This is a genomic window from Candidatus Tisiphia endosymbiont of Ditula angustiorana, from assembly GCF_964026425.1.
GTDB lineage: Bacteria > Pseudomonadota > Alphaproteobacteria > Rickettsiales > Rickettsiaceae > Tisiphia.
The window spans coordinates 126,021-139,231 of record NZ_OZ032143.1 but is presented as its reverse complement, the minus strand read 5'-3'; the positions used below and the strand labels follow the sequence as shown (position 1 = coordinate 139,231).

General features: G+C 33.1%; 16 protein-coding genes and 4 pseudogenes. 13 read left to right on the top strand and 7 right to left on the bottom strand.

Translation table 11 applies throughout. The annotated features are described in order from the left end of the window. The first annotated feature begins 60 nt into the window (after window positions 1–60). The 7 genes and pseudogenes from AAGD29_RS00440 to AAGD29_RS00410 all read left to right on the top strand — a co-directional run bounded on the left by AAGD29_RS00440 (window position 61) and on the right by AAGD29_RS00410 (window position 4,629). Window positions 61–1,245 (top strand): IS256 family transposase, encoded by a 1,185-nt coding sequence (locus AAGD29_RS00440; protein ID WP_341758803.1) that lies wholly within the window; start codon window positions 61–63, stop codon window positions 1,243–1,245. A gap of 288 nt (window positions 1,246–1,533) precedes the next feature. Beyond that, window positions 1,534–2,424: an IS982 family transposase gene (locus tag AAGD29_RS00435; RefSeq protein WP_341757373.1), complete on the top strand. Its 891-nt coding sequence runs from the start codon at window positions 1,534–1,536 to the stop codon at window positions 2,422–2,424. Between the two features lie 6 nt (window positions 2,425–2,430). Then, complete coding sequence (locus AAGD29_RS00430) at window positions 2,431–2,949, top strand: IS630 family transposase (protein WP_341758101.1); 519 nt, start codon at window positions 2,431–2,433, stop codon at window positions 2,947–2,949. A 23-nt stretch (window positions 2,950–2,972) separates the two neighbouring features. After that, window positions 2,973–3,479: pseudogene (locus tag AAGD29_RS00425) on the top strand (IS982 family transposase); the annotation flags it as partial. 115 nt (window positions 3,480–3,594) lie between these two features. After that, window positions 3,595–3,750 (top strand): annotated as a pseudogene (locus tag AAGD29_RS00420) (transposase); the annotation flags it as partial. An 81-nt stretch (window positions 3,751–3,831) separates the two neighbouring features. Next, window positions 3,832–4,128, top strand: coding sequence for a DUF1778 domain-containing protein (locus tag AAGD29_RS00415; protein ID WP_341758100.1), 297 nt, complete (start codon window positions 3,832–3,834; stop codon window positions 4,126–4,128). A 3-nt stretch (window positions 4,129–4,131) separates the two neighbouring features. After that, complete coding sequence (locus tag AAGD29_RS00410) at window positions 4,132–4,629, top strand: GNAT family N-acetyltransferase (RefSeq protein ID WP_341758099.1); 498 nt, start codon at window positions 4,132–4,134, stop codon at window positions 4,627–4,629. A gap of 415 nt (window positions 4,630–5,044) precedes the next feature. Here AAGD29_RS00410 and AAGD29_RS00405 read toward each other — a convergent pair whose 3' ends face one another. Continuing rightward, window positions 5,045–6,085 (bottom strand): IS630 family transposase, encoded by a 1,041-nt coding sequence (locus AAGD29_RS00405; protein ID WP_341757979.1) that lies wholly within the window; start codon window positions 6,083–6,085, stop codon window positions 5,045–5,047. A gap of 43 nt (window positions 6,086–6,128) precedes the next feature. Further along, window positions 6,129–6,311: a hypothetical protein gene (locus tag AAGD29_RS00400; RefSeq protein ID WP_341758098.1), complete on the bottom strand. Its 183-nt coding sequence runs from the start codon at window positions 6,309–6,311 to the stop codon at window positions 6,129–6,131. Window positions 6,312–6,449: 138 nt separating this feature from the next. Here AAGD29_RS00400 and AAGD29_RS00395 point away from each other — a divergent pair, with 138 nt between their 5' ends. The 5 genes from AAGD29_RS00395 (at window position 6,450) to AAGD29_RS00375 (ending at window position 8,002) form a co-directional block, all read left to right on the top strand. Then, a complete protein-coding gene (locus AAGD29_RS00395; RefSeq protein ID WP_341758097.1) occupies window positions 6,450–6,680 on the top strand; it encodes a transposase in 231 nt (76 codons plus the stop codon). A gap of 17 nt (window positions 6,681–6,697) precedes the next feature. Next, complete coding sequence (locus AAGD29_RS00390) at window positions 6,698–7,027, top strand: helix-turn-helix domain-containing protein (RefSeq protein ID WP_341758096.1); 330 nt, start codon at window positions 6,698–6,700, stop codon at window positions 7,025–7,027. A 4-nt stretch (window positions 7,028–7,031) separates the two neighbouring features. Beyond that, a complete protein-coding gene (locus AAGD29_RS00385) occupies window positions 7,032–7,550 on the top strand; it encodes an IS630 family transposase (protein ID WP_341757328.1) in 519 nt (172 codons plus the stop codon). Window positions 7,551–7,622: 72 nt separating this feature from the next. After that, complete coding sequence (locus AAGD29_RS00380; RefSeq protein ID WP_341758095.1) at window positions 7,623–7,754, top strand: hypothetical protein; 132 nt, start codon at window positions 7,623–7,625, stop codon at window positions 7,752–7,754. Window positions 7,755–7,774: 20 nt separating this feature from the next. After that, window positions 7,775–8,002, top strand: a complete 228-nt coding sequence (locus tag AAGD29_RS00375) for a hypothetical protein (RefSeq protein WP_341758094.1) — start codon at window positions 7,775–7,777, stop codon at window positions 8,000–8,002. 845 nt (window positions 8,003–8,847) lie between these two features. Here AAGD29_RS00375 and AAGD29_RS00370 read toward each other — a convergent pair. The 5 genes and pseudogenes from AAGD29_RS00370 to AAGD29_RS00350 all read right to left on the bottom strand — a co-directional run bounded on the left by AAGD29_RS00370 (window position 8,848) and on the right by AAGD29_RS00350 (window position 12,766). Further along, on the bottom strand, window positions 8,848–9,213 hold the full coding sequence (locus tag AAGD29_RS00370; protein WP_341758093.1) for an IS630 family transposase: 366 nt from the start codon (window positions 9,211–9,213) through the stop codon (window positions 8,848–8,850). Window positions 9,214–9,378: 165 nt separating this feature from the next. Beyond that, a complete protein-coding gene (locus AAGD29_RS00365) occupies window positions 9,379–9,993 on the bottom strand; it encodes a group II intron maturase-specific domain-containing protein (protein WP_341757326.1) in 615 nt (204 codons plus the stop codon). Window positions 9,994–10,224: 231 nt separating this feature from the next. Then, window positions 10,225–11,223, bottom strand: a pseudogene (locus tag AAGD29_RS00360) (reverse transcriptase domain-containing protein); the annotation flags it as partial. Window positions 11,224–11,793: 570 nt separating this feature from the next. Next, window positions 11,794–12,018 (bottom strand): annotated as a pseudogene (locus AAGD29_RS00355) (transposase); the annotation flags it as partial. Beyond that, window positions 12,012–12,766, bottom strand: a protein-coding gene (locus tag AAGD29_RS00350; protein WP_341758802.1) for an IS5 family transposase whose coding sequence is annotated in 2 segments (ribosomal slippage) — window positions 12,012–12,440 and window positions 12,443–12,766 — 753 coding nt in all. Because the reading frame shifts where the segments join, the coding sequence is not laid out codon by codon here. The gene AAGD29_RS00350 and the pseudogene AAGD29_RS00355, both read right to left, overlap by 7 nt. A gap of 63 nt (window positions 12,767–12,829) precedes the next feature. On the opposite strand from AAGD29_RS00350, the gene AAGD29_RS00345 reads away from it, so the two are divergent. Continuing rightward, window positions 12,830–13,207, top strand: a complete 378-nt coding sequence (locus tag AAGD29_RS00345) for a transposase (RefSeq protein WP_341758092.1) — start codon at window positions 12,830–12,832, stop codon at window positions 13,205–13,207. The last annotated feature ends 4 nt before the right edge of the window (window positions 13,208–13,211 follow it).

Sequence of the window (13,211 nt, the reverse complement as noted above, 5' to 3'; positions counted from 1 at the left end):
AATGAAATGAAACCAATTCAACTAGATAAAGTATCACAAATACTTAATCAAGATAAATGTATGGAGATCATACAAGGACTATACCAAGGCAAGCCATTACTTGGTCCAAGTGGACTGCTAACGTCTTTAGTGAAAGATTTTACGGAACTTGCCCTAGAAGGTGAAATGGATTCTCACTTACTAGAAAATAGTTTGGAACAAGGTAGTAACCGTAGAAACGGCATTAATACTAAGACTATGAAGACGGCTACAGGTTCCTTCGAACTTGAAACACCAAGAGACCGTAATGGTAGTTTTGAACCACAATTGATTAAAAAAAGACAAACTATTTTAAATGAGGAGCTGGATAATAAAATATTAGCTCTTTATGCTCTTGGGACATCTTACGAAGGGATTGCTGGACACCTACAAGAGATATACGGTGTAGAGGTATCAGCTGCTACAATTTCATCTGTTACCGACAAGCTGATGCCGCAATTAAATGAATGGCGAAGTAGACCACTTGAAGCGATGTATGCGATAGTTTTTCTTGATGCTATGTTTTTTAAGGTTAGACAAGATAACAAAGTAACAACTAAAGTTGTTTATAATATTATGGGGATTGACCAAAATGGTCATAAGGATATTCTAGGATTTTATGCTTGTGAATCAGAAGGATCACATTTTTGGTTAGGTGTTCTTAACGATTTAAAAACACGTGGTATGAGAGATATATTAATAACCTGTATTGACGGGCTAGAAGGTTTTCCGGAAGCCATTAATACAGTATTTCCAAAAACTGAAATACAACTTTGTATAGTACATCAAATTCGTAATTCTTTAAAGCATGTAGCTAGCAAAGATCAGAAATCATTTATGGTAGATTTAAAGATGATTTACCAAGCGGAAAGTAGAGATGTGGCAGAATATAACCTGCTACGACTTGAGGAAAAATGGGGTAAAAAATATCCGATGGTTATTAAATCTTGGCAACAAAATTGGGATAATCTAGCAACTTATTTTAAGTATTCAGGCGAGGTTAGAAAGCTGATTTATACCACCAATCCGATTGAGGGTTTTCACCGTCAAGTCAGGAAATATACTAAAACAAAAGGAGCTTTTACTAGTGAAAATGCTTTGTTTAAACTGGTATTTTGTGCTATAAAACAGATTACAGCTAAATGGAATATGCCAATACCAAATTGGGCAGTGACCGTTTCGCAGCTAGATATTTTCTTCCCTGATAGGTTGAATTTTAAAGTATGATATTCTATACTGACACAGTTCAACGAATGTTCTCGATTTAGCCCCTTCATCTCCTATGTTGTTATTTCCCAAATTTATTTTCTCAACATTTTTTTCTACTTGTAGTTTTTTGATAACTTTAATAAATTTCATATATTTACCTCATCAAAAGAAAAAAGAGTGGATAACAAAGTCCCATATTACGTCAGTTTGGGATAAGATATAGATGAAATAGTAATAGATAAAAGGATTGTCAAAAAGGAGTGCCTGCAGTATTTATATTTTTAAACAAAAAAACAAACTACAGGCATGAAAAAAGATATCACAGAATTATATAGTTTTATAGATGATTTTTGTAAAATTTATTTGGAGTATGAACAGAGAAAGTTATTACCATCAAATAAGCAGAGAAATCGCTGTTGTAGCATGAGTTTAAGTGAAATGTTAACAATAATAATTATGTTTCATACATCCTATGCTAAGAATTTTAAATTTTTCTATAAAAGTTATATAGAGTGCATGCATAAGGATGATTTCCCTAAAGCCTTGAGTTATAATAGATTTGTTGAATTAATGGCACGATTATTCATACCGCTAAATATGTTGATTCATTTGTTGTTTGGTGAGGAAACAGGTATTTATTTTATTGACTCTACAACGATTAAAGCTTGTCACAATAAAAGGCGTTATAGCAATAAAGTTTTTAAAGGATTAGCCAAACATAGTAAATCCTCTATGGGGTATTTTTATGGTTTTAAATTACATGTAATAATCAATAATAAAGGGGAGTTTATGGCATTAAAAGTGACCAAAGGCAATGTAGATGATAGGATTCCAGTACCGGAGTTAACAAAAAGATTAACTGGAATTATAGCAGCTGATAAAGGTTATATTAAGCAAAATTTGTTCTTAAATTTATATGAAAGAGGCTTAAAAATGATTCATGGAATTAAGAAGAATATGGAAAATAAATTAATGGATTTGAAAGAAAAAATCTTACTTCGAAAGCGTAACTTAATTGAAACAGTTTTTGATTATCTAAAAAATAAAATGAACCTTGAACATACTAGACATAGATCACCAATAAATGCCTTTGTCCATATATTATCTACTCTTGTTGCTTATTCATTAAAGAAAAATAAACCTTCAACAAAATTTGATTTTAATCTACATGTTCTCAATATCCTTATCCCGAATTGACGTTATTTGGAAGCAAGTGCAGAGAAACGATCTGAATATTTAGAAAAGGTCAGTAAATATGACAAAGAGCAAATGGTATATCTTGATGAAAGTGGTATAGATAGGACTATTTGCCAAGATAGAGGTTGGGGTAAGATAGGAGAATTGTTGCTAGGACAAAAAAGTGGTAAACAGTATCAAAGAACTAATATCATAGCTGGTTTGGTAAATAATAAGCCGATAGCCCCTTTTGTGTTTAATGGAACTTGTAATACAGAACTATTTAATAATTGGGTTGAGAAGTTTTTAATTAAAGAATTAAAAGCAGGACAGGTTGTAGTACTGGATAATGCTAGTTTCCATAAATCAAAGAAGACGAAAGAATTAATAGAATCAGTAGGTTGTAAGGTTATTTTTTTACCCCCATATTCACCAGACTTAAATCCAATAGAAAAATTTTGGGCTAATATGAAAAAATGGATTAAAAATAAGATAACAGAAACTAGTAAATTATTCGAAGCTATTTCTATGTTCTTTGTCACCTAATTCAATGTATTTTACTATATAGTAATAAAATATTTAAGGGGCTAGCAAAACATAGCAAATCATCGATGGGTTATTTTTATGGGTTCAAGTTACACTTAATTATTAATGAAAAAGGACAATTTATAGCATTAAAAGTGACCAAAGGCAATGTAGATGATAGGATTCCAGTACCTGAGTTAACAGATGGTTTAACTGGAGTTATGTATGCAGATAAAGGATATATTAAGCAAAACTTATTCGTCAGTTTATATGAAAGAGGATTAAAAATGGTACATGGGATTAAGAAAAATATGCCAAATAAATTAATGGATTTAAAGGAGAAGATTATGCTAAGAAAACGTAATTTAATTGAAACAGTTTTTGATTATTTAAAGAACAAAATGAACCTTGAGCATACTAGACACAGATCACCTATAAATGCTTTTGTTCATATACTTTCTACACTAGTTGCCTATTCTCTTAAGAAAAATAAACCTTCTATAAATTGCAATCTCGACTTCCCTCTAAATTATAACCTTATCCCGAATTGACGTATATTAGAATAACTTTGCAATATTCTATTAGTAATTTTAGAAGATACTAGACTAAAGTCAATGAAAGTTTTTTATTGACTTTGGTTATAATTATGTGTTTTTAATTAAATAGTTGAAAGCAGGACAGGTTGTAGTTATGGATAATGCTAGTTTCCACAAGTCCTAAAAGACAAAGGAGTTGATAGAATCAGTTGATTGTACCATTATTTTCTTACCACCGTATTCACTAGATTTAAATCCTTACTTTTACCCTGTAATTATTTTTTAATGTTATTGACAAATTAAAAAATAACTCTTGACTAATACGGCGTTTTGCCGTACCATCTAATTATCATATTGATAGGGCTATATGGCAAAAAATAATTCTAAAATTGTTAAGCAAGAATATGTAAGATTAGAAGCAAGAATTGCCCCTGAGCTAAAACAATTATTTATTAAGGCAGCAGAAATTCAAGGGACAAATTTAACTAATTTCATTGTCTCTAGTAGCAAAAAAGAAGCGGAATCTATCATCAAAGAGCATGTTCTGATTAATCTAACTTTAAAAGATATGACGTTATTTGCCCAAGCAGTTATCAACAATATTGAACCAAATGATAAGCTAAAAACTGCAGCAGGAAAGTTTAAATTATCTTATACTAGCTAGTACATGAAAAATCAGTTTTATGTTACCTCTTTTGATAGATCATACACTCTACTCAACTTTGATTGTGGGGTAGAGTATTTAACTAATTATGCTGCCCAAGATATCAAAAGACATTTAGCTTCAGTATTTATATGTGTGTTTAATGATGATAACAATAAAAAAGTAATTGGTTATTATACATTATCTTCAAGCTACATTGATATCACTAAGTTAGACAAAGATTATACAAAAAAGCTACCACATTATCCATATCTTCCAGCAGTACTTATTGGAAGATTTGCTATAGATAGAAATTATCAAGGTAAAAAAATAGGTGAATATTTATTAATGGATAGTCTTTATAGAGTATTCAAATCAGAAATAGCGACTTTTGCCGTTATAGTTGATGCTAAAGATTCCAAAGCAGCAAGTTTTTACAAAAATTATGGATTCATTCAGTTTATAGATACTCCTAATAAATTGTTTTTACCAATGACTGTTATAACAAAGATTTTTAGTTGAGGTAATACGGGTATTTATAGTTGTAGCTACTTATCTTCGAGATGGATAGGATCAAAATTGTGCCATAAAACAGGCTTAGTATGCGGTGTATGGGATAGAAAATTAAATTTCTTTAATGGCTACATTGTGTCACTTTAATGGTAATGAAATTGAAGAAATACTGATGAGAGTGTGTTTTAATGACAAGAGTTTTTATTTAAAACAAGTACAACATACATGCAAAATATTCTATCGACCAATTTTCAGTATATCAAGTAAAAAAGCGATATTTACATGGCTACAAATTTTACAATAAAATCCCTACAAACCTCATTATTTAGACGTTGCAAGCACTTTTTTATCTAGAAGATAAGTAGCTATGTTCAAGAAAATATCTCATAATACTTTAGACCATACGTCTAATATATATACTCAATTAACCTGAAGAGTTGCAGAAATGGTTAACGGTAATAGTTTGGAAATTATCGTTTATTAAGGTACGTAACCTATCTTTATAATCACCGATGTTGCTAAAAAATTTGTTTATTGCTTCCGAAAATTGTTCAAAATTATGATAAAATTTATTATTAGTTGTAATACGGTGCATAAACTTCCATAATCTCTCAATTGGGTTCAGATTTGGACTATATGATGGCAAAAATACTAGCTCTATTTTCGTATTTACTAGGTATTCCTTGACTTTCTTGGATTTGTGGTAACTAGCATTGTCACAGATTAAATATATTCTCTCCTTGTCACTATTCTCCTCTTCTAACTTTTGTAAAAAATTAACTATCTGCTCCCCATTTATTTTGGGGTTCTCTGTACTTACTAACTGCAAATCGGCTAGGTTAATAGCACCAATCATGTGCTTTCTTTTCCAGCCACTGAATGTTGGTAAGGTTTTATCTTGGTTCTTTCTTATCCAACCACACCTTGCCCTTGCTTGATACTGAGGATGAACACCATCCATAAAATATATAGCTTCCTTATCTCTGAGATTCCCTTTTAGCAAACTGTAGTTTAACTTAAATAATTCTTGCTTGTCAAAATCCAGCTTAGCCGGTACTATTTTCGGCTTCTTGTAAACAAATCCCAGTTTGTATAGTAATTTTGTTACTCCCGTTATCGTATATGTCACACCATATTTGTTCTCAATGTGATGCATAATATCTTTCGCATAAACATAATTATTTGCTTCTAGGTGAGTCACTAATTCTGTCTTCTCACCATCACTTAATTTGCTTGCACTACCCCCATTGTCGGTATTAAGCTTATTGGCTTTTTGATAATCAACAATATGTTTTCTTATCGCTTCGTGGCTCAAGAGTAGTACCTTAGCAATCTCTACATTACTATACCCATCGTCATACATCAAAACTGCCTTAATACGATCACGTATGCGTCCGTCTCGTTCTGTCTTATGACGTTCCTTCAACTTTTCTCTTTGTTCTTCTGTCAATACATTCTTACTCATAATGTCCTAAACTTTATAATATCTCTCCTATCTTTGCAACTCTTCATTTATGAGTAGTATAGCTTTTAGGATATTCGTTATCCTCCACATCTTCTACTGGATATACTTCTTGTAATTCATCTATAGGAATTCGACCTTTGTACGGATCATTTATAAAGTTTGAAATAATATCTTCCAGTTTATCGACTTTATTTACCGTAACCTCAGCATCCGTAATGGAAGTCAATAAAAAAATAATAACTTAACATAAATTTTCATTCCAAGAAGAATTATTTTTTACAATAGAGTGCACAAAAGCTAGGTTAACAAAGGTATAGAAAAGAAAGTAAGAATAGGATAGAATGGTCTTAAAAAGGAGAGATATATGGATCAACGATTATATCCTATTAAGGCTGATTTTTTCCGTAAAGAAATAGAGCCAATTATAGAGAAGAACTATATTTGGAAGGGTCGACCTGTTCAAATAAGTCATTACAGAGTATTTTGTGCAATAATGTATGTGCTGAGAACTGGCGTACCATGGAGAGATTTACCAAAATGTTATGGTTGCTGGCATACTATAGTGAAACACATTGAATTAGATGAGTTTATATGATATAAATAAGAGAAAAAATGTCAACAAGCCCATATAGTCAAGATTTAAGAGAAAAAGTAATAAATTATATAGAAAAAGGTAATAGTCAAAGATCTGCTGCTAAGATATTTGATATACACGAGAATACAATTAGTCGTTGGAAGGTAAGGAAGAAAAAAGAAGGAACAATATTAGCAAAAGTAAGATTAGGATTTAAAAGTAAAGTTGACAAGCAACAATTAGAAGATTTTGTCAAAAATAATTCAAATATTACGCTAAAAGATATTGGTAAGAAATTTGGGATTACAGGCACTCAAGTTGGAAGAATATTAAAGAAGTTAGGCTATAGTTATAAAAAAAACCTTTAGCTATTTGGAAGCAAGTGCAGAGAAACGATCTGAATATTTAGAAAAGGTCAGTAAATATGACAAAGAGCAAATAGTATATCTTGATGAAAGTGGTATAGATAGGACTATTTGCCAAGATAGAGGTTGGGGTAAGATAGGAGAATTGTTGCTAGGACAAAAAAGTGGTAAACAGTATCAAAGAACTAATATCATAGCTGGTTTGGTAAATAATAAGCCGATAGCCCCTTTTGTGTTTAATGGAACTTGTAATACAGAACTATTTAATAATTGGGTTGAGAAGTTTTTAATTAAAGAATTAAAAGCAGGACAGGTTGTAGTACTGGATAATGCTAGTTTCCATAAATCAAAGAAGACGAAAGAATTAATAGAATCAGTAGGTTGTAAGGTTATTTTTTTACCCCCATATTCACCAGACTTAAATCCAATAGAAAAATTTTGGGCTAATATGAAAAAATGGATTAAAAATAAGATAACAGAAACTAGTAAATTATTCGAAGCTATTTCTATGTTCTTTGTCACCTAATTCAATGTATTTTACTATATCTATCAACGTTTTAAACGAGGTAGTGAAAGAGGAATATGGTGGAAGATATTAATGCTTCTACAGTGTAGCAAGAAGATAACGATTAATATAGTTATCTCAGATAGCAGTATATTCAAGCTGCACCGACATGGCGGCGGCTTAAAAGGGGGAGTCAAACCAAGGGGAAGAGCAAGGGAGGAATGAGTACGAAGCTGCACCTTACGATGACAGTACAAGGGCATATAGTAGAAGGATTTCTGACAGGAGGGAATAGCAATGATATTGCTATGGCAGAAGAGTTAAGTGCAGGAATTGTAGGGTGCTGTGTTATTCAAGATCGTGGATATGATAGTAATAAAAATCGTCAGAATTTTGTTTCACAAAATAATATACCGGTAATTCCCGGAAGAAAGAATAGGAAGATAGAGATTATATATAGTGAAACCTATTGAATTAGGTGATACAAATTTTGTGTCATACCTGCGAAAGCAGGTATCTAGATTCCTGCCTACGCGGGAATGACAATTTACAATTGTTATGTTCTTTGTCACCTAATCCTATGGGCTTAACTATATGACAAGGAAAAATATAAGTTAAGAGGAGCAATAGAAAGATTTTTTGGTAAGATTAAAGAAAACAGGCGTCTTGGACTTCATTATGAAAAAGATGATCTTTCCTTCCTGTCTTTTATTGCTTTTGCTGCTATTAAAATAAATCTTCGAAACCTTTGTTAACAGTATCTAGAGAAGTGTACCAAGATGACCTCGATCTTATGACCAATCCTGAAAACGGTATCACTTCTCTTCTTCTACCTTGACTCTTTTTAACTATATATTCAAGATACAATCCTAAATTTATTTCAGTATCTAGAAAATCAAGTAGTTAGCGTAAATTATCGTAAGTAAGATTGACAAATCGGTCTTATGACAATTTGAAGCCCGGAGAATCCCGGTTCGAGCGTTCGCACCTAAAACTCTCACTTGTCCGGGATAATGCCGCCGACTTAAACCGGATACCAGTGGAAATAAATTCAGGATGACGTTCCACGAGTCCAAAGATGTGGGTAATAGTAAGCTCTGAAGTAGCAGCAATACTGTTAGACTTTGATATGATTGAAGAAGAGTACAAGATTCTATAGAGCCTTTTATTAGCTCTATTATCTCTTTCTATAGTGAGCAATCATTTCTTTCTGCTCTGTTAAAAAACATACAAAACATAAAGGTTTCTCTTTTGGAGATAGAGCTTGTATAGCACTTGGTATCAAACTGAATGTTTCTATATAGTAAAATACATTGGATTAGGTGACAAAGAACATAGAAATAGCTTCAAATAATTTACTAGTTTCTATTATTTTATTTTTAATCCATTTTTTCATATTAGCCCAAAATTTTTCTATTGGATTTAAGTCTGGTGAATATGGGGGTAAAAAAATAACCTTACAACCTACTGATTCTATTAATTCTTTCGTCTTCTTTGATTTATGGAAACTAGCATTATCCAGTACTACAATCTGTCCTGCTTTTAATTCTTTAATTAAAAACTTCTCAACCCAATTATTAAATAGTTCTGTATTACAAGTTCCATTAAACACAAAAGGGGCTATCGGCTTATTATTTACCAAACCAGCTATGATATTAGTTCTTTGATACTGTTTACACGTCAATTCGGGATAAGGATATTGAGAACATGTAGATTAAAATCAAATTTTGTTGAAGGTTTATTTTTCTTTAATGAGTCGGGTAATGAAAGAAAGTTACCTTTCTCCCATCCCCTAAGAACCGTACAGGATACTTTCGCATCATACGGCTCAAGCCTCTTAAAGCCCAATTTATTTAGAACCAGCTTCAACATTGAATCTCCGATTATGGATCTGTTTATGGCAATTGATGTGTAGCATCATCAAATTTGAGCTCCTATTATCACCACCTTTTGATTTTGGGATAACATGATGTATATCCCAATCTGTTTCTAATGTGATGATTTGCGTGCAATTCGGACACTTACCTTTTTGCTTATTCCATAGACTTAATAATTTTCTGTTATCTGATAAAGATTCATACATTTTATGTTTTAATCTTTTTTCAAAATAATCATCCCATTGCTTATCATATGGATTAGCTTCGGACAAAATCTTTACATGTCGCTTAATAGGTAGTTTAGCTGGGTCAATAAGCTTATAAATAATTGGTTCTTCCCCTAATTTTGGCTTGTCAGCTATACAAGCAAATCTCCAAGCATCACCTCTTATAAACTTAAAATACTTATTCTTAACCCAGTTACTACTCTTATTTGGATGCCGACGTTTAGACCATCGCCATACAATCTTAAATATCTCGTGCCTTAATTTACTGAAACTCTCTTTAGCAACTATATGTCTATGATATAAAGTCCAACCCCTGATAATAGGGTTGAGCATAGTTATCAATAAAACTTGTTTGATCATCTTATTATCTTAGCAATTTTCCTTATCTTTCTTATGACGTTTTGTAAGTTGTTTTTAGATGGCTTGATAAGAAACTTGCCATTATATACTGCTCGTAAATGAAGAGTTGGTAGACGAAGATCAAAATCAACAAGTGCTAGGAGTGTCCAAGCCGAGGAGCACAGCGTACATTAGTACGTGAGCACCGCAGGTCTTGGACAACAACAACGCAATTGTTGATTTTCATCGAGTATATTTCCGTACATTCTGTCCTAAGAAATCAAAACCTTGATCAATATGAGTAATTTTGGTTTTAGTACTAGATAGCTTCAATCCTCGCTCTTGTAAAAATTGCTCTACAATAGGTAAAACAAGATTCTCTAATTGTTCCTTGGATCGACCTGTGATAATAAAATCATCAGCATAGATAATATAGTTGATCTTATGAGCCGGTTTTCTTGAGGATATTTTCATCGGAAACTTTTCAGCTAGTAACTTACCCAATCCACTTAGAGTCATATTCGCAAGTAATGCTGAAGCGATGCCACCTTGCGGAGTGCCAGATTCAGTAGGGTAGATATTACCAGCTTCCATATATCCAGCTTTTAGCCATTTTCTTAATATGGTTTTATCCATTGGAATATTATCTAGAAGCCATTGATGACTAATGTTATCATAACATCCTTCAATATCAGCTTCCAGTATCCATTGAGCAGCGCATTTCCTAGAAAGGACTATATAACACTGTTCTATGGCATCTGCAGCTGATCTTTCTGCTCTAAACCCATACGAATGTCTATCTGCTGTTGTTTCTGCAACTGGTTCTAATGCTAGCTTATAAAGAGCTTGCATAGCTCTATCTTTCATAGTAGGTATACCAAGTGGTCTCTTACCATTCACCTTTGGTATATAAATCCTTCTAAGAGGGGATGGATTATAACCATGTTGCCTCAAGTTTATTATTGCCTGAGATTTAAGATCAGGTGTATGCCAAATTTCTTGATCTACACCCGCAGTTCTTTTTCCTCGATTCTCAGTCACTCTTCTAACTGCAAGAGCTTTGCCGCTAAAAGAATGGGTTAATAGTCGTTGTAAAGCTTTAACTTTACCCCATCTACCTTCCTGTATTGCTTTTACGATACGCATCTGATGACTTCTAATAACTCTGTTACATCGACTCCAGTTAATACTGTGCCAACTCACATTGCTGTCAGTAGATGCACTAGCTACAATTTGATTTGTAACCACCATTTGCTTTTCTCCTTTAAAAGTTTCATCAAATTCTCTCGTAATAAGAGACCATAACGGAAGTCTGCCCGCTTTCGCGTAGGATAATGTTACAACCCTTATCTGCCTCATTACAAAACAGCCTTCGCTTTCTCCGTCTCTCCTCTACCTGCATCCCTATCAGTTTACCTTACGGCTTACTTTCCCAGTCCGGGAAGAAATACAGGCTTACTGTGTTCTATATATATGACATAGATAGGTTAGGTTCTACCTTTCTGCCGGTGATCATAAAGTCTACGTATCGTGAGCCTATAGCACAATAACCAGATCACTTATCCTTTTGGACAGAGCTTATCAGCATCTTTAGCTCCTTACGACTGTAACGACATTTATCAGTAGTTCACATATGTTAACCATACCATCTAAGCCTAGCCTCTAACCACATGATGCTTGCAGTTTAATCTTTACCTCACAGCTTAGATTCTCTTTAAAAGCCGAGTACATTGTCCTGGTAGCTTCAAACAAAGAATTACTTCAATGCATGTACCAGTAGGCTACTGTTGGTAGAACAACAGGTTTAATCAATTTTCATAGTTAAACAATCATATATATAACCTCACATCGCCCATAAGCAACAAGAGTAGATAATATATGGACAAAGGCATTTATTGGTGATCTATGTCTAGTATGTTCAAGGTTCATTTTATTTTTTAGATAATCAAAAACTGTTTCAATTAAGTTACGCTTTCGAAGTAAGATTTTTTCTTTCAAATCCATTAATTTATTTTCCATATTCTTCTTAGGGTGTGTCATCAATTGAGCCAAATTACCATGGAAGCCATATAAACAGCACCCAAAAAGTTCTGAGATGTTTTGTCATATCGTGTTGCAATAGCTCTATATTGCTTCAATTTTGCAAAAAAGTTCTCAATCAAATGCCTAGCTTTATAGAGATCCTTATCATAATTAGCTGGATTCACACGATTCTTCTTTGGGGGAATCACAGCTATACATCCCTTATCTTTCAGCTTATCTCGCATACGTGCATCGGCATCATAAGCCTTATCAACAAGTACAGCATTCGCTTTCGTCAATTCATTCATCAAAACATCAGATCCTTGCAAATCATGAGCTTGATCCGGGGTAAGAGGGAATCCCGTTGGATTCCCTAGAGCGTCACATGTGGCATGGATTTTAGTACTCAGCCCCCCTTTACCTCGTCCAATTGCTTGGTCATCATCTAACTCTTTTTTTTAGCACCAGCACTATGTTGATGAGTCCTAACAATGGTTGAATCAATCATGGCATACTCGTTATCAGCATCTTCAGCCAGCATCTCAAAAACCTTTTTCCACACACCTGTCTTGCTCCACCTTGAATGACGTAGGTGAATCACTCGAAAATCTCCAAAACGTTCAGGTAGGTCTCTCCAAGGTATACCAGCCCTATATCGATACAAGACTGCTTCTACAAATAGGCGATTATCCTTGGCTGTTACACCAACAGACTCTTTCCTTCCAGGTAACGTCAATTCGGGATAAGGGATAAGAAAGAATAGTGTAGATATAAGAGTTGCAAGGAGTTAATGCCTGTGATAAATGTTTTTTTGGAAAAAGAAATAAACACAGGCATGAAAAAAGATATCACAGAATTATATAGTTTTATAGACGATTTTTGTAAAATTTACTATGAATACGAAAAAAAGAAATTATTACCAACAGCAAAACAAAGGAATCGCCGTTGTGATATGAGTTTAAGCGAGATTATGACAATCATGGTAATGTATCATACTTCTTATGCTAAAAACTTTAAATATTTTTATAAGACTTGTATAGAATATATCCACAAAGGTGATTTCCCAAAAGCATTGAGCTATAACCGTTTTGTCGAGTTAATGCCTAGATTGTTTGTCCCACTTAATATTCTTATGCCTTTGTTATTTGGCGAGGAAACAGGTAGTTATTTTATTGATGCAACGACGATCAAGGCTTGCCATAATAAAAGGTGATATA

Bases quoted from the DNA above. Each gene is read 5' to 3' on its own strand.
- AAGD29_RS00415 (WP_341758100.1), top strand. From the start codon at position 3,832: ATGGCAAAAAATAATTCTAAAATTGTTAAGCAAGAATATGTAAGATTA.
- AAGD29_RS00440 (WP_341758803.1), top strand. From the start codon at position 61: ATGGAGATCATACAAGGACTATACCAAGGCAAGCCATTACTTGGTCCA.
- AAGD29_RS00380 (WP_341758095.1), top strand. From the start codon at position 7,623: ATGCTTCTACAGTGTAGCAAGAAGATAACGATTAATATAGTTATCTCA.
- AAGD29_RS00390 (WP_341758096.1), top strand. From the start codon at position 6,698: ATGTCAACAAGCCCATATAGTCAAGATTTAAGAGAAAAAGTAATAAAT.
- AAGD29_RS00365 (WP_341757326.1), bottom strand. From the start codon at position 9,993: ATGATCAAACAAGTTTTATTGATAACTATGCTCAACCCTATTATCAGG.
- AAGD29_RS00395 (WP_341758097.1), top strand. From the start codon at position 6,450: ATGGATCAACGATTATATCCTATTAAGGCTGATTTTTTCCGTAAAGAA.
- AAGD29_RS00410 (WP_341758099.1), top strand. From the start codon at position 4,132: ATGAAAAATCAGTTTTATGTTACCTCTTTTGATAGATCATACACTCTA.
- AAGD29_RS00375 (WP_341758094.1), top strand. From the start codon at position 7,775: ATGACAGTACAAGGGCATATAGTAGAAGGATTTCTGACAGGAGGGAAT.
- AAGD29_RS00405 (WP_341757979.1), bottom strand. From the start codon at position 6,085: ATGAGTAAGAATGTATTGACAGAAGAACAAAGAGAAAAGTTGAAGGAA.
- AAGD29_RS00435 (WP_341757373.1), top strand. From the start codon at position 1,534: ATGAAAAAAGATATCACAGAATTATATAGTTTTATAGATGATTTTTGT.
- AAGD29_RS00345 (WP_341758092.1), top strand. From the start codon at position 12,830: ATGAAAAAAGATATCACAGAATTATATAGTTTTATAGACGATTTTTGT.